Consider the following 18552-nt stretch of genomic DNA (forward strand, 5'->3'; position numbering starts at 1 on the left):
GTGGGATGGAATGATAATTAGTTTGATTAAGGATAAATCTGGATTTAGATAGAATATTCACTGGAGTTCTTTTTTATTCCAACTTTTAGTTATTCCAACTTTAAGTATTATTTTTTATTTTTACTCCTTCACAGATTCCCAAGTGTAACTGATAAATCATAATCGTATTCGATGATGGGATGTCTTTATTTTTAATGTAACTCGCCTTCTAGGATGGATGCTTTAAGTTAAATTAATTCTGGTTAAATCCTGAGTATTTTTCCCGGAATACTTATCATGTGCTCTACCCATAAGGGCTATTTATTCTTCAGATAAATTGGTTATCATATGAGTTCAAGAAGTGGAGTTGCCAATTTACCCCTTCACGGTGGTCGCGCACCCCGATGGCTTTTCCAGCGTATGGTGAAACTGGCTGGAGCAGTTACTGATTCAATAATATATGAGTACGGTCCTCATGAATTTTTATCCAGAATTTCAGACCCTCACTGGTTCCAGGCATTTTCATGTGTCCTGGGTTTTGACTGGCACAGTTCCGGAACCACAACCACGACCTGTGGTGCTCTGAAAACAGCTATCAAACCTGAAGAACAGGGTATACTTGTAGCAGGAGGTAAGGGCCGAGCTTCCAGGAGAACGCCCCAGGAGATCCAGGATGCAGGGGAAACATTTTCATTGTCCACGGCCAAACTGGAAGATCTGGTTTATTCCAGTAAAATTTCTGCAAAAATTGATAATTCATGTATACAGGACGGTTATCAGCTTTATCATCATGTATTTTTCTTAACTGAAAAGGGTGATTGGGCAGTAGTACAGCAGGGAATGAATGAATCAACTAAATATGCCCGTCGTTATCACTGGTTATCTGATTCAGTGAAAAATTTCATTAATGAACCCCACAATGGCATTTGCTGCGACTTGAAGGAAGATAAAACCCTGAACATGACCTCGGATATGAGTTTTGATTCACGGCAAACCAGCCTCGATCTTATTCTGGATAACCCTGAACATCTGAAGAAATATTTCCAGAAAAAAATAGATGTGGGGTCAGGCCAGGCCAACCTGGATATATTCTGCCCGGAACTTTCTTTACCCCGTCACCATCCAGTACTTGACACAGATCTGTCTCCCCGCGAATTTGAAGTCCTTCAAAATGCATGGGAACTGCAACCAGAAAGCTATGAAGAATTAATTTCTTTAAATGGGATGGGCCCCAAGAAGATACGTGCACTTGCCCTGATTTCGGACCTGGTCTATGGGGATAAACCCAGCTGGGATGATCCAGTTAAGTACAGTTTTACCCATGGTGGTAAAGACGGGTTCCCTTATCCTGTGGACCGGGAAGTGTACGACCATTCCATACAAACTTTACAAGATGCACTCGAACAAGCCAGATTGGAAAAGAAAGACCGTTATCAAGCTATAAAACGTTTGAATAATTTGATCAGTGTTGATAATTAATTCTACAGATGAAAGGTCGTGTTTTAGTATATTGTTTTATTATTAACTTCTCCAGACCAATAAAATTACCACAGTTTTTTAGGTACTTATGATCAGATCACAGGGAAGACCTCAATTTCAAGTGTAAATGATCAAAGTCAGTGTGTTGCCTTTGATATTTCTGCATAAAACATCCTCCAGGAACTAGTTTTTATTTGATTCTTCCATGTTTGGGGAAGTATTTGGATTTATTATCCATTTTTGGCACTATTTGTTATTTATGAATGGTTTGGTACTGGATTTATACTGTGAATTATCTAAGAAAAAAATGGAAATGTTTGGTGGATTTTTCACTTTTCAGATTCTTTTCCAATTAATGCCATGAGATCTCGGGCTTCTTTGAATTTTTTATCTATTTTAAGTGCTTCTTTGATTAATTTTAAAGATTGATCATACTCTTTAAGGTTGTAAAACCCTTGAGCCCGTAAGTATAAACCGTATTTATAAAAGTCATCTTTTTTAGAATATCTACCTAAAAACAGGTCAAATGTGTTAACTGCTTCTTGATACTCTTCTAGGATCAGGAGTACGTATCCCCTGTTGTACCATGCCATGTTATCGCCTGGTTCAAGTCTGATAACTTCTTCAAAACATTTAAGTGCCTCATCATAGTTTCCAAGTTCCATAAAGGCCACTCCCTTATCGTTCCAGGCGGAAACATACTCTTTATCAATTGCTATTGCGCTGTCAAAAAACTTTAATGATTTGTCTACTTTTCCCTGTTCTAAAAATGACATAGCTTGTTTGTAGTACATTTCTGCTTCTTTGATGGCCATTTAATCAACTCCTGGCTATATTTGAACTGTTGACTATATAATTTTAAGGGATTTAAAAGATAAAATTTAGTTTAACGAAAAAGTGTTAATCTCGTTTAAATAATAAATGTTATCGTTTAAGCGTTTTCTAGCCATTTTAAATGAAATTATCTAATAAATGAAATAAGTTCGTAAAATTAAGAAAAAAACTTATTTATCATTATTTGGGTCTGGATTAAACTATTGTATTTGAATCAGCTTCAATAATCTTTTAAAACATAAATAAACCGTAAAAATACTATAAAATGATTTAAATAATTCTAAGGGGCTTAAAATTAATTATTTGTAGCTTGTTTCTAATTGGTTCTTATATTTTGCCATTGTGATGTTAGGGTGATTGTTGTACTCCTAATCATTCATAATTAATAAGTATAAAGTATTACTAATGGTAGTTAACCATCCCTCATTAAGAAATATTTTTTTATACTATTTTTATGATGTCGAACGGCTTTTTAGGAGAGAATCCTTTCAAATCTTCTGGAAATTTTTTTGTAAATAATTTCCAATGTAAAATTATCATGTATGCTTATACTTGCTATTTAGATACATGTCATTACAATAAATTACATTGCTGATACAATAGGTGAGTTGTGGATTGATCTGAAAATGAAGTATTTTATGGGGAAACCAATAATTTAGATATTGTAAAATATTATTTTTTATTAAAGGATTTTAGGCAGTATCCTACTTTAAAAATGAGTTTATGATTACAATGGGATTTTTTAGAGTATTTAATAGCTTATATTATATTTTCTCTTAATCTAACAATATTTTGCATCACATGAATCAATGTAATGATGACGAGTTCAGGGCAATGTGATTTTACATGAGATCAATGGCTTTTATCTATCATTAAATGGGTACAAAATTTTAATAACCACCAGGGAAAGATTGAAATATACTAAAATTTTTGTAAGTTATTGAAGTGGATTTTTTAAAGAGGTTATGAATTCTGAAATGATCTCCTGAAATGATCTACCACTACTGTTAAAAATGTTTATTTGATAAATCTACGTTTTTAATAGATTTTTAAAGTTTTCAATTAATCATATAATCTTAATGGAGGAAATAACATGTTGCATGGAACAGAATTGCTGAAGAAGGGTTTTGCCAAGATGACTAAGGGTGGAGTTATTATGGATGTAGTTAATGCTGAACAGGCTGCTATTGCCGAAGAAGCAGGTGCTGTATCTGTAATGGCTCTAGAGAAGGTACCAGCGGATATAAGGGCTTCAGGAGGAGTTGCCAGGATGGCAGACCCCAGTAAAGTTACCGAGATCATGGATGCAGTCAGTATCCCGGTAATGGCCAAGGTACGAATCGGCCACTTTGTGGAAGCCCAGGTCCTAGAATCACTGGGAGTGGACATGATCGACGAGAGTGAAGTACTCACCCCTGCCGATGAAAAATTCCACATAGACAAAAAACAGTTCACCATACCATTTGTCTGTGGAGCCAGAAATTTGGGTGAAGCTCTCCGAAGAATAGATGAAGGTGCTGCCATGATCAGGACCAAGGGAGAAGCAGGTACCGGTAACGTGGTTGAAGCAGTCCGTCACATGCGCATGATCCAGGGAACCATCAGGGAACTCAAGGACATGACCGAAGAGGAACTATGGAGTGTAGCCCGGGAAGAAGAAGCACAACTCTACCTGGTTAAGGAAACCCAGAAACAGGGAAGATTACCTGTGGTGAACTTCGCAGCCGGTGGAGTAGCCACACCAGCAGATGCAGCCCTCATGATGCAACTGGGAGCAGACGGAGTATTCGTGGGAAGTGGGATATTCAAATCAGAAAACCCGGAAATAGTAGCCAAAGCCATAGCCGAAGCAACCGCCCACTACCAGGATGCGGACCTCATCGCGGAGGTTAGCCGTGACCTGGGTAAAGCAATGCCTGGACTGGAAATAAGCCAGATACCTGAATCAGAAAGACTGCAGGATAGGGGATGGTAATTCCCCCTAATTTTTATTTTTTTTATTTCATTAATTTAGTTAAAAAAAGAAGTTTTAAGCAACTAAAACTATTCATTCTCCATTTTCATAATTTAATACTATTTTTAGTTGCTAGAATTGAATCATTACTATTTTTTAGTTGCTAGAATTGAAATCATTACTATTTTTTAGTTGCTAGATTTAATGAATTTTTAGGGTGCTCCACCAGCACCACCAAGGTTTTCTCCAGTCACGGCATCAATTTCAATTTCACCCACATTCTTCCCGTTTTGGATGAGAGGCACAACGTATACTTGCTTCCCATTTACTGTCTGAAGTACTGGTGTTCCTGTGGTTACACCAGGTTCTTCAACGTATTGCTGGGCTATACTTTTTGCTTTTTCAGGTGATATTAAATTGGTGCTGTTTGTGGTATTGTTAGCATTGTTGCTGTTGTTATTGCTCTGGTTAGACATGTTCTGAGTGTTATTCTGGGTGCTGTTCGTATTGGTGGTGCATCCAGAAACAACCACCATTAAAACTATCAAAGCCATTAGGGCCACTGTTGATTTTTTAATCATTTTTATCTACCCCTTAACCATTGATCAGTTCGTGACCATGATCATCAATTATATTTATAGAATGAACCTTTATTCCTATAAAATTTTGGTATTTCCATATTTGATGATCATGAAAATTAGGCTAATGAATTAAATAAACGCCCCTAAATAACAAAATAATTCTTTTTTTAACTTAAAATTTAAAAATTAAAATCAAAAATAATTAGATTTTAAAATAATAAGATATTCACTGGAATAATCAGCCCTCATCATCTTTTATCAGCCCTCATAAGTGTTTATCATCTGCCGGTGGGGACATAGGAACGTGGTTCTACCACCTACTTTTATAGTTTCCAATTTTTCACCCTCAGGGCATTTACCACCTTTATGGCGGTGGGGAAGAAGATAAGATTCTGGAAGGGATTTGACACTATCATCACATTCTATTGCTTTCTGGAGTACCTTTTTCATATTCTGAAAAATTTGTCCCCATCCCTGTTTATCTATAAGATTTGCACGGGTCAGAGGATGTACTCTGCTCTGGTAGAGTATTTCATCAGCATACAAATTACCAATACCGGCTAAAATGTTCTGGTTAAGTAGTAATGGTTTTATCATACCCTTTCTACCGTGAACTATGTCATAAAAATCTTTGAAACTCACTTCCAGTGCATCTGGACCCAATTTTTTATTTTCAATGAATTCATCAGGATCCAGGGTCAGGCCCAGTTTCCCGAATTTACGGGCATCATCAAAGGCCAGGAAATTACCTCCTGAAAACTTTATTAATAAACGAGGATACCGGGAGGTATTCTGATGTTCGTAGTGCAAGTAGCCTGTCATTCCAAAGTGCATTATCAAAAACAGGTCACTGTCTAATTTTGCGAAGAGATACTTCCCGTATCTAGTGCTTTCTGTAAACTCATGACCTTCCATGGCTTTTTTCATCTGATTGCTACTGGTTTCCACCAGAATTTCAGGACTGATAACATTCACGTTGGTTATCAGTTGGTGAAGGCTGTCTTATCAAAGTACTTCTTAAATATCTCCACACTGGGTAGTTCAGGCATTTAGTCACCATTAAATTTCATTGTCACTTTTTTTTATTACCATCTATTCTAGAGTTTATAAAAGTTATTTTTGTGGTGAATTATTTAGTAACTTTCTAAATAAGTTCTTGTAAATTTACTAAAATAGTTTCAAAAATAGTAATTCAAATGGAGAGTTGTGATTTTTAATAATTATTGGATTTTTTTAAACTTTTAGGAAATAATATTGTGGATTAAAGTAATATGGACTAAAATAGTATGGGCTTTAATTATGATACTTTAAAAAAGAAAAGAAAAAAAGGAGGTAAGGGGGGTTGAAAGTGGATTTTTTTGGAGGGTGTTAGACTGCTTCTTCTCCCCTTTCTCCTGTTCTGATACGGACAACGTCTTCTACAGATGAGATGAATATTTTTCCATCTCCAATATCCCCGGTTTGTGCTGTTTCAACTATGGTATTAACAACACTATCTGCATCTTCATCTGCTACGATGATCTCCAGACGGGTTTTGGGTAGCATGTCGATCCGGTAATCACTGCCTCTGTAACTTTCAGTGATGCCTAGTTGTCGCCCACGACCTTTTACTTCGGTCACGGTGATTCCATTGCATCCTATTGTTTCAAGGGCATCTTTAACTTCGTCTAATTTGTTTGGTCGAATTATGGCCACTATTTCTTTCATCATATCGCCTCTGCTTGCGTATATTTTAATTAAATCCTGTAACCGGTTTCCTCGTGTTGAGTGATATCCAGTCCTTCGATTTCTTCTTTTTCTTCCACGCGCAGTCCCATGACAATATCAATGATTTTACCTATTATCAGGGTGGCAACAAAGCTGTAGGCAGCTACTATAGCTATTGCAACGATTTGGGTTACAATCTGTCCAGGGTTACCGTAGAATACTCCGGTTCCCAGGGAGTTGATGAATGGTGCTGCGAATAAACCGGTGGCCAGTGCACCCCATAAACCAGACATACCGTGTATTCCAAATACATCCAGGGCATCGTCGTAACCCAGTTTTGGTTTCAGGTAGCTTATGGCTAAGTATGAAACTACACTGGTTACCAGACCGATTATGACTGCAGCTTGTAAGGTTACAAAACCTGCTGCAGGGGTTATTGCAACTAATCCTGCGATTGCACCGGATATTGCTCCCAGTATGGTTGGTTTACCTGTTTTGAGGTAGTCGATTATTACCCAGGAGACCATTGCTGCGGCAGTGGCGGTGTTGGTGTTGATGAAAGCTTGACCTGCCAGTCCACCCGCACTAAGGGCTGAACCTGCGTTGAATCCAAACCAGCCGAACCATAGTAATGCGGCACCAATAACGGAGTAACCGAGATGGTGTGGTAATAATTTGGTGTCTTTCCTTTTACCCAGTAACAGGGCCAGGGCCAGGGCAGCTACACCAGAGTTGATGTGTACAACGGTACCACCGGCGAAGTCCAGTGCACCCCATTGGAACAGGAATCCTCCACCCCATACCCAGTGGGCTATAGGTACGTATACCAAACTTAACCAGGCAATGGAGAACACTATCCATGAAGATACTTTCATTCTTCCCACAACTGCTCCAGATACCAGGGCCACGGTTATGGCGGCAAAAGTCATCTGGAAAGCAATGTAGACAGTTTCAGGTATGGTTGGGGCAAGTGTGGATAATTGATCCACTCCTATTCCACTAAATAGAAGATTTGCGGGGTTTCCAATTAATCCTCCCAACATATCGGCTCCAAATGCGAATTGATAACCATAAAGTACCCAGACAATGCTGGCAATGGAGAACGCAATTAGAGACATAAACATTGTGTTTAACACATTTACTTTCTTGGAGAGACCACCGTAAAAGAGAGCTACTCCCGGCACTGTCATGAGCATTACCAGTGCAGTGGAGATGAGCATCCAGGCGGTGTCACCACTATTTAAAACAGGGTCCATTGATTTTTTCCTCCTTTATTCATCTTATTTATTTAACTTTATTTTTTTTAGAGATATTTGTAAACAAAGATACAAACACTATTTTTTTATTTATTAGAGATATTTGGGTTGTTATGGGCTTAGGTCAAAGGCCTAAAGCACTTTTTCCTATTTTTTCATTTTAGTATTTCATGAAAAATTCACCCCATTTACCGGATATCGGAAGCATACTTCCGACAACTGATCATTGTACCTTCCTCCTTATAAATGTTTTGGTTAAAATGTAACGAAAAAACCCATGCCCAGGATTGGAACGGTTTTTTGGGCGATTATTAAGGTTAGTACACTAAATTATGAGAATTATTTAAAAATTGCCGATTTAATTAATTGCAGAAATTGATGAATAGACTAATGGATTGTTTTAGTAAAATTAAAGAATTTCTTATAGTAACATTACAGAATAGTTTATACTAATATTATAGAATATTAAAAAAAATTAAGAGAATGGTAAAAAAGATAAAAATTGGGAAACATTAAGTTTTTAAATCTTATATTGCTTTATCTCCCCTTTCTCCGGTACGGATTCGTATTACTTCTTCTACTGGGGATATAAATATCTTCCCGTCTCCAATGCAGCCAGTCTGGGCACTTTTGACTATGGTATTCACGATCTCGTCCACATCCTCGGTTTTTGCCACAATTTCCAGTTGAGTTTTAGGGAGCAGGTCTACCTTGTAGTCAGTACCTCGGTAACTTTCAGTAATTCCTAACTGTATTCCCCGTCCTTTAACTTCTTTAACTGTTAACCCATGGCAACCAATTTCTTCCAGAGCCTGTTTAACATCTTCCAGTTTATCGGGTCTGATGATAGTTATGATTCTTTTCATTTCATCACCTCTATGATATCTATAAGGGTGTATGGCAGCTTGTATTTTTAAAGCTGCCTATGATAGTCTGTAACCGGATTCCTCATGTTGGTTAAGGTCCAGTCCCTGGATTTCATGATCATCCTCAACCCTCAATCCTATTGTCATGTCAATAACTTTGGCAATAACCAGGGTTAATATGAATGAATAAGCCCCGATTATGACTATGGCCAGGAGTTGAACACCAATTTGACCTGCATTACCTGCGATCAGCCCTCCTTTAATGGCACTGTTTATGAGGGGTGTTGCGAAGATACCTACAGCTATGGTTCCAACAATACCGCAGACACCGTGTATTCCAAATACATCCAGAGCATCATCGTAGCCTAAACGTGGTTTTAAGTGTGAAACTGCGTAGTATGAGATTATTGATGCAACGAAACCAATTATAATTGCAGAAGTAACGTTAACATATCCGGCAGCGGGTGTTATTGCAGCTAAACCGGCTATTGCTCCAGATAAAGCACCTAATAATGTTGGTTTTCCAGTGTTCAGTTTATCCATTAGTACCCAGGCCAGCATTCCCACACAGGCCGAGGTGTTGGTAACGATCATTGCTGAAACTGCCAGGTTTGTTGCTCCTAATGCGGAACCTGCATTAAATCCGAACCAACCGAACCATAATAGTCCTGTACCAATTACGGAGTAACCAAGGTGATGGGGTAATAACCTTGAATTTTTACGAACGCCTAAAAGCAGTACCAGTGCCAGGGCAGCTACACCTGAACTTAAGTGAACCACGGTACCTCCAGCAAAGTCCAATGCTCCCCACTGGGCTAAAAATCCTCCACCCCACATCCAGTGGGCTACTGGAAGGTATACCAGGGTTAACCATACTGGAACAAATACCAGCCATGCAGAAAATTTCATACGCTCTACTATTGCCCCTGATATCAGGGCCACTGTTATGGCGGCGAAGGTCATCTGGAATATGGCGTATAGTCCCGTGGGTATGGTGGGTGCCAGGGCAGCCAGGGAGTTTGATTCAACAACTCCATTGAAAAATGGGTTGGTCAGGGCACCAATCACTCCCATAACATCGCTTCCAAAGGCCAGGTCGTATCCATATATAAACCAGAGCACACTTACAATTGAAAATGTGATGAATGAAAGGAACATTGTGTTTAAAACGTTTTCTCGGCGAATAAGTCCCCCGTAAAATAGGGCCACTCCAGGTATAGTCATAAGAATTACCAGAGCAGTGGATATTAACATCCAGGCGGTATCACCACTACTAAGAATAGGATCCATTAATTTTTCCTCCTTTATATAAAATAGTCTATTTTTGTTGTTTTTCCACTTTCAACCTTAATAGAATGTCCCCCTTTTTTTGCCAGATTGGTATGAGTCATGAAAACCGGAAATCAATGGCAATAGGATGGGGGAAACATACTTCCGATTATGGATTTTGTTATATATAACTTTTACCATTAAAACTTAGAAAAAGGAATTTAATGATTTAAAACGTGATAGTAACCGGTTTAACTTAATATTTAGCCGGTGAAAAATAGTAATTCAAATGTATGTTTTAAAAATTAATCAAAAATAAAGAAAATAAGGAGTTTATATTCTTTTAACTCCTTATGGGTGCTTCTAAACCGGCCATTTTCACTCCGGTCATGGCAGATGATTCTACAGTTAGGGCTCGCAGATCATCTTTCTCTAATTTTAGAAGGTCGGTGTTACCTGCCTGCTGGGTTAACATCACTGCTTCTTCAGTCATGGCTTCAATGTAACGGGCCACTCGTTTACCTCCTTCCAAGTAATCTAGTCTACGGCGTAGCTGAGGGTTCTGGGTGGCTATTCCCTTACGGCAGGTTCCAGCGTAACACATCTGACAGACTCGGCAGCCAATACTTACCAGGGCACTGGTGGCAATGTAACAGGCATCAGCTCCCAGAGCTATTGCTTTGGCAACATCGGCACCGTTCCTTATACCCCCTGCAGCAATCAGGCTTACTTCTTCCCTCAGGTTTATGTGCTTTAAAGCTTCATCGGCTTCAACTATGGCTGCGATGGTGGGTACTCCACTGTGTTCAGTGACCACATCGGGTCCAGCTCCGGTTCCTCCCTGCATACCATCCACCACTATGGCGTCTGCTCCAGCTTTGGCTGCGATTTTCACATCGTCACTGACCCTTCCACTGGTGAATTTCACCATTATGGGCACTTTCCAGTCGGTGATTTCCCTAAGCTGGCTGATCTTCATTGAGAGATCCTCTGGTCCCACAATGTCCATGTGTCTGGCAGGGCTCAGGGCATCGGTACCTTCGGGTATCATCCTGATTTTGGAGACCTCTGCAGTAACTTTCTCTCCTAAAAGGTGTCCTCCCATACCCGATTTTGCTCCTTGACCTATTTTGATCTCCACTGCATCGGAGTTGTTGAGGTAATCGGCACTGACACCGAAACGACCGGAAGCGTACTGGGCAATGAGTTTTTTGGCGTATTTACGTTCTTCTGGAAGCATTCCCCCTTCGCCGGTATTGGTGGCAGTGCCCGCCAGGGTGGAGCCCATGGCCAGGGCGATCTTGGCTTCTTTGGAGAGAGCTCCGAAACTCATGGCAGCGATCATGATGGGTGTATCTATTACCAGTGGGTTTTCAGCGTAACGGCTTCCCAGGACTACCCTGGTGTTGCAGGGTTCCCGGTACTTATCAATCGGTGGTCTGGAAACCTGTGCCGGTACTATTACCAGGTCGTCGAAGGTGGGTATAACCCTGGTGGCACCGCATCCCCTAACTTTGTAGGATCCTTCGGTTGATTTTCGGTTTATCTCCACCAGATCGGTTAAACTCCACACGTTCCTCCGGTCTTCTTGAACAGCGTTAACCTCAATAGCTTGATTGGGGCACATTTCTTCACATATACGGCAGCCCACACAGTTTTCATGGTGTAGGGGGAATGGTTCATCATTCACTATTTCATAAACGTCGTGGGGACAGTTGTTGTAGCAGGAGTAACAGTTCTGACACAGGTTTTCGTCACGGTTGTCACAGAGGTACCAGCAGCAACCAGGACGGTCGAAGTTTCTCTTGCAAAGTTCCTGATTTCTTTCAATTTTAAAAGGCATCTATGACACCTCCTTTTTAGAATCTGTATTGGGATTCATTTTATGGTTACTTTTAAGTACTTTGAAAACTGGGGCAGCAGAGTATTTGGTGCCGGCAGCGTTTGTAACCTCTTCAGTTTTTGATGTTATGATTGCTTCTGGTTTCCATGGATTATCATCCATTTTATCCACAACAATTACTTCATCAGTTATATTTTCATCTAAAATGTAATTTAAGAGGGCAGTAGCCACTCCTCCATCCTGACCATCCACTCCATCTGCCCGGGCAGATACAATCTTAATGTAATTTCCCAGTGCTTTCTGGTCAAGATCTCGACTAAGGACTTCCTGGGACAGATAGGTACGGGGACAGGCCACGTAACATAAATTACATTCTGGTGGACAGGTTCCTTTCAACTGAGGTTTACGGTCTTCAATGGATACTATGTTCTCAGGGCACACGTAATAACAGGCCCCGCAGAGCACACAGCTACCCACATCAACTACATCTGATTTTAAGTCCTTAAACTGGCAGGATGAGACTTCTTCTATGAACTCTTCATCATTGATATACCGCCGGTAGAGTACTGGTCTGGCCACAGATTCCCTCTTTTTTATCTCTTCCCTGTTTTCGGTTTTTTTCTTATTGGCTAACTTTTCCAGTAGTGCGAGTCCTGACTCTTCAATGGCTTTGGTTTTAATATAACCTTTAGTTTCAGCTTTATTCAAAGCTTTAAGTCCTTTTTCTGTTCTGGCAATGACAGTGGACCATCCTGGAGCTGAACCCACTGATCCCACCGATAGGTCAGCCAGTTCTGAGGTGTAATCCATACATACCTGGCAGTTTTTTCTCATGCAGACTTTGGCCTGGGATAATGGAGCTTTAAATACATCCCCATTTTTAAGGTAAGCCCAGAGATGTCCTTTTTCCACTCTGAACTGGTTAATATCATTCATTTCAATGTTATTTTGCTTCAGGAACTCTTTTAGGTAACTGTGGGAGAAGTTTTCCATGCAAAAGAGTCCTAACTTGAAATCTACTGGAGAATCTCCCAGAATATTTGAGTAGTGTTCCATTTTTTCAGAGGCAATGATATGGCAGGGAGTTCCCACTAGAGTTACACTCTTCTGGTTGTTATCGGTCATTATTTTCCCTCCTCTGATTCTTGACCATAGAATGGCCGGGCACTGCGTGGCACTATTTTACGGAAGTTCTGGTATTTTTCTTCTTCCAGGTGGAAGTCGTATTCTTCCAGGAGTTCCTTTAATTCTTCCCTTTCTTCTGCTTCCAGTTCTTCTACCTTGGCGTTTTTACCCAGACTGTGGATGTTTCCACCTACATAGATGGTTCCCCTGATTATGGATTCACCGGCATCGTCCGAGATATCTCCCAGGACTATTATACGGCCACCCATCATGAACAGGCCGCTCATGAATCCAGAGTTCCCTCCAATGATGATGGTTCCGTTTTTCATGATTTCTCCGGTACGGGCGCCTACACTTTTACGTACTACAACTGTTCCCCCGTATATTCCCTGGCCTACACCGTCTCCAGCGGAACCATCGATGATAACCTCTCCTTCAGTCATGTTATCTGCTGGGAACCAACCTGCGTTTCCATTGATGTGCACCCTGGCTCCGTGGATCATTGTACCTGCGAAATAACCGGCTGACCCGTCAATAACCACCTCTACTGGTTCTGTTAATCCTGCTGCCATGTAATGCATGGCATTGGGATTTTCAATTAGGATACGATCATTTTCCGGGGCGGCCTGTTTAATGGTCCGGTTAAGTTCCCTGGCTGTTTTTTGTTGGGCGTTTATTTTGAATTCCTGCATTGTTCCACATCCTAGATGGTGTAAGCACGAGTCTCCCCTGGTGATATCTGTTCAATATTGGAGGTATCCATAACTTCCCTTAGAGCCACTTCTTCAGAGGCAATGGCAAAGACTTCATCGTTTTCTGCCATAACACCTGGTCTGAGGCCCAGCTGGTCCTTTGCAATTCCCACTCCGTTGGGTGTGCCTACAATATATGAGAATGGACCATCCATGTCCTTCACAGACTGTTCCAGTGCTTCTTCCAGGCTGTAATCCTGGGATAATTTATCGGCTATGTAGTGTACGATACATTCGGTATCATTGTTGGTCTCAAAGATATGCCCCTTACGTTCTAATGGATCCCTTATCTTCCAGTAGTTGGTTATCTGACCATTGTGAACCACTGTGATATCTGGGATGATATAACTCTGGAAAGGGTGGGCATGGTACCGGTCCACAATACTTTCGGTGGAGAACCGGGTGTGGCCAATGGCGTGGGTGCCCATTTTATCTTCGGTGTTGTAACGGGCAGCTATATCCTTGACCAATCCCACATCTTTGATCATCTCAAAGGAATGAGCTCCATTTAAGACAATCACGTTGTCAATTTTGTCCACATCCATTATTAATGGTTTTAGTTGTGAAAATGATTCTAAATTGACTTTACATCGGTATATGATGTAATTTTCAACTGAAGGGATGATTTCTTCGCTTTCAATTGGGAAAGCGGCGTTGACCGTGGTCTTAACTTCATCTAAGAGTCCGGGTTTTTCTTTCACTTCAATGTTTAATAAATATTCATGTTCTCGCAGCCCTAAACCACCGTACAGTGCGAATCCTGCTGAATCAGGACCTCTGTGCTGTAGAGCGTCAAGCATACGGGTCATGAATTTACCCACCGGGTGAAGGTTTTTATCTTTAAATACCACTCCTGCTATTCCACACAATTTAATACCTCCTTTATGAAATATTCGTGAATTCGAGTATCACCAGTAAGTTCTGGGTGAAATGCGGTGGCTATGTGATTTTCATACGCCACGGCAATGATTTTATCATGAATCTGCCCCAGTACAACTGCTTCATCTTTCACATCTAGGGCATAAGGTGCTCTGATGAAAACTCCAGGATAGGGATCATCAAAGGTTTCAAGTTTTAATTCAGCTTCAAATGACAGTTTTTGTCGTCCAAAACCGTTTCTCTTAACTTTCATAGGTATTAAACCAAGTAAAGGTTGTTCATAGTCGGTTTGCTGACCTAACAGCACCATACCTGCACAGGTACCCATTACTGGTATCTGGTTTTCCTTAATGGCTGTATCAATGCTGTTTTCTTTTATAAGTCTCCCGATTACAGTGCTTTCCCCTCCAGAAATAACCAGTCCGTTACACTTTGCTACTTCTGAGGCTGTTTTAACCTTTAAAACATCTGCTTTTAGGTTTATTTTGCTTACAGCTTTTTCGGTCATTACCTGGTGCTCGGAAACATCTCCTTGCAAGTCTAAAATACCTATTTTTATCATGTTTATGCCTTGTTTAGATTATTTTGTTGATAAGCGAATTATATATACAAAACATAGAATATAAAGTTACCGGAAATCATGTTCCGATTAATCATAAATTTGAAATAAAATTACTAATACTTTAATAATTTTATACAATGTTTAAAATTTGGCTGTTAATTAAATTATAACTGAACAGTTATATAAATATTTCTGGTGTAGAATGTGGGATGGATCATGAAATAAATTTTAAATTCAAGATAGATGTTAAACTTTATCGATTTAGTAAGGAATTAACAAAATAGAATATTTGGCCATTTCAATGGGTTATTATTTGAATATTATCAATATCACGGGAATTCTCAGTCCATAACTTTCCCGCTTCAATCTTTTTGTTCTGTTTTTCATTTTTCAATCTATATTAGATCTATTATTATAAATTAAAGCAATATTAACGGCATTTCACTGTTAAAAAAATATTTTAACTCTTTTTATTTTGGATTTAGAAAATCATAAAAGACTGGAAGATCACTATTATTAATTGTTAATAATTGATTTTTTTAGTGTAAAAAAGAGGGTGATTTAATGGTTGAACTCTATGAAAAAATGGTTAAAGAAGCAATGATGGCTCAAAAAGCCGATGTAGAAACTATTAAAAATAAGAGAGGAACTAAATTCCACATTAAAGATACCAAAGCCTATCTTGATGTGGTTCAGAAAATGGAAGCAACTGCTGAACAATCTGAATCAGTGATCAACCTCCATGTAAATTCTGTTAAGGCTCATTACGACATCTTAAACAGCTTAACAGATACCATAAGGCCCGAAGACGATCCTTTCGTTGAACACTATCAAACTCCAGTGGTACTGGAAATACTTCGCGATGAAGACCCTGAGTTTGAAGTGAGTCTTAATAAATTCATAGATGCCATAAAAAAATCAGAAGCCTTAATTGGTAAAGAAGTTGTCCGAAGGTACGGTGGATTCTACGGACCAACATGTGTGGTTGATTTTGCACTTATGCCAGGCAGTACCAGTAACACCATAAACCGAATAGTTAAAACCGTGGATATACCCCTAAAACATAAACAAGCAATATTATCTGCTAAATCATGGGGTATGAACACTTCTTACGGTGTTGGTGAAGTTTTCGCCAATGAAATTGAAGGTGGAACAACAGTAGCCCAGGCAGTGGAGAAAGAAATAGCAGAGATCCAGAACATTTACCAGAACCCGGTGGAAGCTCAGGCTGAACTCATGGATAATGCTGGACACACATCATTTGATGTCCGGAAATACATGGCCCAGTACAGGGAAAAAATGGAAGATACCGTAATAGCAGCTATGAATGATGATGTGCATTATGGTAATATCCTGACAGTTCCCGCATACTGTGTGGGTGATATATCTCACCACATTGCTCAATCAACCTTTAACATGTGTAAAGATGATGTGACCATGGCCATAATTGAAGCCACCACCGATGTGATGGATGCTACACTTAAACAGGCCCTTCCAGACTTCAAAAGTGAATATGAAGTCCTTTCACTGGCAACAGGATCATCGGCCTGTGCAGTGGAGTACATACTGGAACTGGATGGATTCAATGCACCAACCGTGGTGGATCTGTTGACCAAGAGATTCCACAACTACGTTCAGCTTTATCCCACCAGGGGAGCAGCTGCAGAACTGCACAACAGTGACTTCATGGACATGATTTACCGTGGATGGGGACACCTGGACCAGGCCCGAAAGGCCCGTAATGGTTCTGCAGGCGCACTGATACCTAAAGTAGCTGGATTCAAGGTAGACCTGGAACCAGTCCACCAGAACGAAGTGATTATGAACCCACAGCGTTACACCTACCCTGCGTGTGCCATAACCGTCAGGTTCTCCTCTCTAATGAGGCTGGCTGATTACCCCTGTCTCTTAACCAGTGAACCGGTAACTGCCACCTTAATGACCAACATCATAGCTCTGCACAAGGAAAGCCCAGCTTCCCCTGCAAGAACCTGTAAAAACTGTGCATCAGCATCACTGGTAGACTTCAGGCACAATCACTGCCAGTGGAAAGAAGCAGTATAACTCGGGGTGTAGGTAAACTCATTAACGGGAGTTTAAAGGTAGTGTTATTATTTACCGTTAATGTACACTGAATTGGTACAATTGACGGATACTTGGTTGGATTCACTTGATGGGGTAAACGAATTGTTTAAACCAATATAAGTGCACTAAAACATCAACCAAACTCACTAACTACCTATTTATTCCCTTTTTCCGGAATTTTAGTAAAAAACATGAATTTCAGGGGGTAGGAAAATGAAATGTTATATCTGTGCAGAGGAGGGCAAATCCACTGATGCAGTTGCCATCTGCATTGTATGTGGTATGGGATTATGTATGGATCATGCCATCCGACAGGAAAATGAGGTATGGACTGGGGGATATCCTTTCCCTGCAGAAAAACTCAAAGAAACCTTACCTAGAATACTGTGCAAGTACTGTAGTATAGCCTTAAAAAAAGGTAATCCTAAAGGAGGATAACTAAAATGTTCTCATTGATGAAACGTTCGGTTGCGGAGCTTATTGGAACATTTATCCTTGTTTTTTTTGGTACAGGGGCAGCAATTATAACCCTGATGATAAGTTCGGGTCAAACACCTCCCAACTCATTTAATATTGGCATAGGTGTCTTGGGCGGCCTTGGTGATTGGTTAGCTATTGGTTTAGCTTTTGGACTGGCTATAACTGCGTGTATATATGCATTTGGAAAGATATCGGGTTGTCATATTAATCCCGCAGTGACTCTGGCACTGTGGTCTGTGAAAAAATTCCCCACACGTGATGTTGGTCCCTACATACTTGCTCAACTTATTGGCGCAGCACTGGCCAGTTTTGCCCTGGCTTACATCATTGGAATGAGCGCAGTAACCACCGGTGGATTGGGTGCTACTGCTCCATTTGAGGGTATTGGTTACATCCAGGCCATCGTGGCAGAAGCCATTGGAACATTCCTTCTTATGCTGGCCATAATGGGAGTAGCAGTGGATAGGGAAGCTCCTCCAGGATTTGCAGGATTGATCATCGGGTTAACAGTTGCTGGTGTGATAACAACTTTAGGAAACATCACCGGAGCGTCTTTGAATCCTGCCAGGACATTTGGACCATATTTGGGTGATCTGGTTATGGGGGGTTCTAACCTGTGGGCATACTTCCCCATATATATTATAGGTCCAATAGTGGGAGCCATTCTAGCAGCATTAGTTTACAACTATCTTTCAGAGGAGACAGTATAGCTACAGTTAGAGAATATGTAAAACTAAAGTTACAGTGGACATTAAAACTACAATCCCTTTCCCTACTTTTTTTAAACAGTTTTTTAATTTTTTAAAGAGGTTTATTTAAACAGTTTCAACTCTTGAACTCTTTATGGGGTTTTATTTAATATATCCATTATTATTAGGGGTTCATTGCAGATAACTAAACG

Annotated in this window: 17 protein-coding genes; 5 read left to right on the plus strand and 12 right to left on the minus strand. The window is 40.1% G+C overall.

What is annotated here, in order from left to right; translation table 11 throughout:
- The first annotated feature begins 327 nt into the window (after window positions 1–327).
- Window positions 328–1458, plus strand: coding sequence for a DUF763 domain-containing protein (locus A994_RS08385; RefSeq protein ID WP_004031030.1), 1131 nt, complete (start codon window positions 328–330; stop codon window positions 1456–1458).
- A gap of 329 nt (window positions 1459–1787) precedes the next feature.
- Here the strand turns inward: A994_RS08385 and A994_RS08390 are convergent, their stop codons facing one another.
- Window positions 1788–2273, minus strand: coding sequence for a tetratricopeptide repeat protein (locus A994_RS08390; RefSeq protein WP_004031031.1), 486 nt, complete (start codon window positions 2271–2273; stop codon window positions 1788–1790).
- A 1112-nt stretch (window positions 2274–3385) separates the two neighbouring features.
- On the opposite strand from A994_RS08390, the gene pdxS reads away from it, so the two are divergent.
- Window positions 3386–4267 (plus strand): pyridoxal 5'-phosphate synthase lyase subunit PdxS, encoded by an 882-nt coding sequence (gene pdxS, locus A994_RS08395; protein ID WP_004031032.1) that lies wholly within the window; start codon window positions 3386–3388, stop codon window positions 4265–4267.
- Window positions 4268–4458: 191 nt separating this feature from the next.
- Here the strand turns inward: pdxS and A994_RS08400 are convergent, their stop codons facing one another.
- The 11 genes from A994_RS08400 to pdxT all read right to left on the minus strand — a co-directional run bounded on the left by A994_RS08400 (window position 4459) and on the right by pdxT (window position 15086).
- Window positions 4459–4827: a PepSY domain-containing protein gene (locus tag A994_RS08400; protein WP_004031033.1), complete on the minus strand. Its 369-nt coding sequence runs from the start codon at window positions 4825–4827 to the stop codon at window positions 4459–4461.
- Window positions 4828–5085: 258 nt separating this feature from the next.
- Window positions 5086–5802, minus strand: a complete 717-nt coding sequence (locus A994_RS08405) for an Fpg/Nei family DNA glycosylase (RefSeq protein WP_004031034.1) — start codon at window positions 5800–5802, stop codon at window positions 5086–5088.
- A 393-nt stretch (window positions 5803–6195) separates the two neighbouring features.
- A complete protein-coding gene (locus A994_RS08410) occupies window positions 6196–6534 on the minus strand; it encodes a P-II family nitrogen regulator (protein ID WP_004031035.1) in 339 nt (112 codons plus the stop codon).
- Window positions 6535–6563: 29 nt separating this feature from the next.
- Complete coding sequence (locus tag A994_RS08415; protein WP_004031036.1) at window positions 6564–7790, minus strand: ammonium transporter; 1227 nt, start codon at window positions 7788–7790, stop codon at window positions 6564–6566.
- Between the two features lie 527 nt (window positions 7791–8317).
- Window positions 8318–8656 (minus strand): P-II family nitrogen regulator, encoded by a 339-nt coding sequence (locus A994_RS08420; RefSeq protein WP_004031037.1) that lies wholly within the window; start codon window positions 8654–8656, stop codon window positions 8318–8320.
- 57 nt (window positions 8657–8713) lie between these two features.
- On the minus strand, window positions 8714–9946 hold the full coding sequence (locus A994_RS08425) for an ammonium transporter (protein WP_004031038.1): 1233 nt from the start codon (window positions 9944–9946) through the stop codon (window positions 8714–8716).
- Window positions 9947–10268: 322 nt separating this feature from the next.
- Complete coding sequence (locus A994_RS08430) at window positions 10269–11768, minus strand: glutamate synthase-related protein (RefSeq protein ID WP_004031039.1); 1500 nt, start codon at window positions 11766–11768, stop codon at window positions 10269–10271.
- Window positions 11769–12893: a Coenzyme F420 hydrogenase/dehydrogenase, beta subunit C-terminal domain gene (locus tag A994_RS08435; protein ID WP_004031040.1), complete on the minus strand. Its 1125-nt coding sequence runs from the start codon at window positions 12891–12893 to the stop codon at window positions 11769–11771.
- Complete coding sequence (locus A994_RS08440; RefSeq protein WP_004031041.1) at window positions 12893–13585, minus strand: GltB/FmdC/FwdC-like GXGXG domain-containing protein; 693 nt, start codon at window positions 13583–13585, stop codon at window positions 12893–12895. The genes A994_RS08435 and A994_RS08440 overlap by 1 nt, the downstream gene beginning before the upstream one ends.
- 11 nt (window positions 13586–13596) lie before the next feature.
- On the minus strand, window positions 13597–14514 hold the full coding sequence (locus A994_RS08445; protein ID WP_004031042.1) for a class II glutamine amidotransferase: 918 nt from the start codon (window positions 14512–14514) through the stop codon (window positions 13597–13599).
- On the minus strand, window positions 14502–15086 hold the full coding sequence (pdxT, locus tag A994_RS08450) for a pyridoxal 5'-phosphate synthase glutaminase subunit PdxT (RefSeq protein WP_004031043.1): 585 nt from the start codon (window positions 15084–15086) through the stop codon (window positions 14502–14504). The genes A994_RS08445 and pdxT overlap by 13 nt, the downstream gene beginning before the upstream one ends.
- Before the next feature lie 564 nt (window positions 15087–15650).
- Here pdxT and A994_RS08455 point away from each other — a divergent pair.
- The 3 genes from A994_RS08455 to A994_RS08465 all read left to right on the plus strand — a co-directional run bounded on the left by A994_RS08455 (window position 15651) and on the right by A994_RS08465 (window position 18361).
- Window positions 15651–17150 (plus strand): DUF2193 domain-containing protein, encoded by a 1500-nt coding sequence (locus A994_RS08455; RefSeq protein ID WP_004031044.1) that lies wholly within the window; start codon window positions 15651–15653, stop codon window positions 17148–17150.
- A 234-nt stretch (window positions 17151–17384) separates the two neighbouring features.
- The gene (locus A994_RS08460) at window positions 17385–17609 is read left to right on the plus strand and encodes a DUF2180 family protein (protein ID WP_004031045.1); all 225 of its coding nucleotides are present in this window, start codon (window positions 17385–17387) and stop codon (window positions 17607–17609) included.
- Window positions 17610–17614: 5 nt separating this feature from the next.
- Complete coding sequence (locus A994_RS08465; protein WP_004031046.1) at window positions 17615–18361, plus strand: MIP/aquaporin family protein; 747 nt, start codon at window positions 17615–17617, stop codon at window positions 18359–18361.
- Window positions 18362–18552 lie beyond the last annotated feature (191 nt).

Source organism: Methanobacterium formicicum DSM 3637 (assembly GCF_000302455.1).
Lineage (GTDB): Archaea > Methanobacteriota > Methanobacteria > Methanobacteriales > Methanobacteriaceae > Methanobacterium > Methanobacterium formicicum_A.

Coding starts and splice junctions, on each gene's coding strand:
- A994_RS08385 (WP_004031030.1), top strand. CDS start 328: ATGAGTTCAAGAAGTGGAGTTGCCAATTTACCCCTTCACGGTGGTCGC.
- A994_RS08390 (WP_004031031.1), bottom strand. CDS start 2,273: ATGGCCATCAAAGAAGCAGAAATGTACTACAAACAAGCTATGTCATTT.
- pdxS (WP_004031032.1), top strand. CDS start 3,386: ATGTTGCATGGAACAGAATTGCTGAAGAAGGGTTTTGCCAAGATGACT.
- A994_RS08400 (WP_004031033.1), bottom strand. CDS start 4,827: ATGATTAAAAAATCAACAGTGGCCCTAATGGCTTTGATAGTTTTAATG.
- A994_RS08410 (WP_004031035.1), bottom strand. CDS start 6,534: ATGAAAGAAATAGTGGCCATAATTCGACCAAACAAATTAGACGAAGTT.
- A994_RS08415 (WP_004031036.1), bottom strand. CDS start 7,790: ATGGACCCTGTTTTAAATAGTGGTGACACCGCCTGGATGCTCATCTCC.
- A994_RS08420 (WP_004031037.1), bottom strand. CDS start 8,656: ATGAAAAGAATCATAACTATCATCAGACCCGATAAACTGGAAGATGTT.
- A994_RS08425 (WP_004031038.1), bottom strand. CDS start 9,946: ATGGATCCTATTCTTAGTAGTGGTGATACCGCCTGGATGTTAATATCC.
- A994_RS08430 (WP_004031039.1), bottom strand. CDS start 11,768: ATGCCTTTTAAAATTGAAAGAAATCAGGAACTTTGCAAGAGAAACTTC.
- A994_RS08435 (WP_004031040.1), bottom strand. CDS start 12,893: ATGACCGATAACAACCAGAAGAGTGTAACTCTAGTGGGAACTCCCTGC.
- A994_RS08440 (WP_004031041.1), bottom strand. CDS start 13,585: ATGCAGGAATTCAAAATAAACGCCCAACAAAAAACAGCCAGGGAACTT.
- pdxT (WP_004031043.1), bottom strand. CDS start 15,086: ATGATAAAAATAGGTATTTTAGACTTGCAAGGAGATGTTTCCGAGCAC.
- A994_RS08455 (WP_004031044.1), top strand. CDS start 15,651: ATGGTTGAACTCTATGAAAAAATGGTTAAAGAAGCAATGATGGCTCAA.
- A994_RS08460 (WP_004031045.1), top strand. CDS start 17,385: ATGAAATGTTATATCTGTGCAGAGGAGGGCAAATCCACTGATGCAGTT.
- A994_RS08465 (WP_004031046.1), top strand. CDS start 17,615: ATGTTCTCATTGATGAAACGTTCGGTTGCGGAGCTTATTGGAACATTT.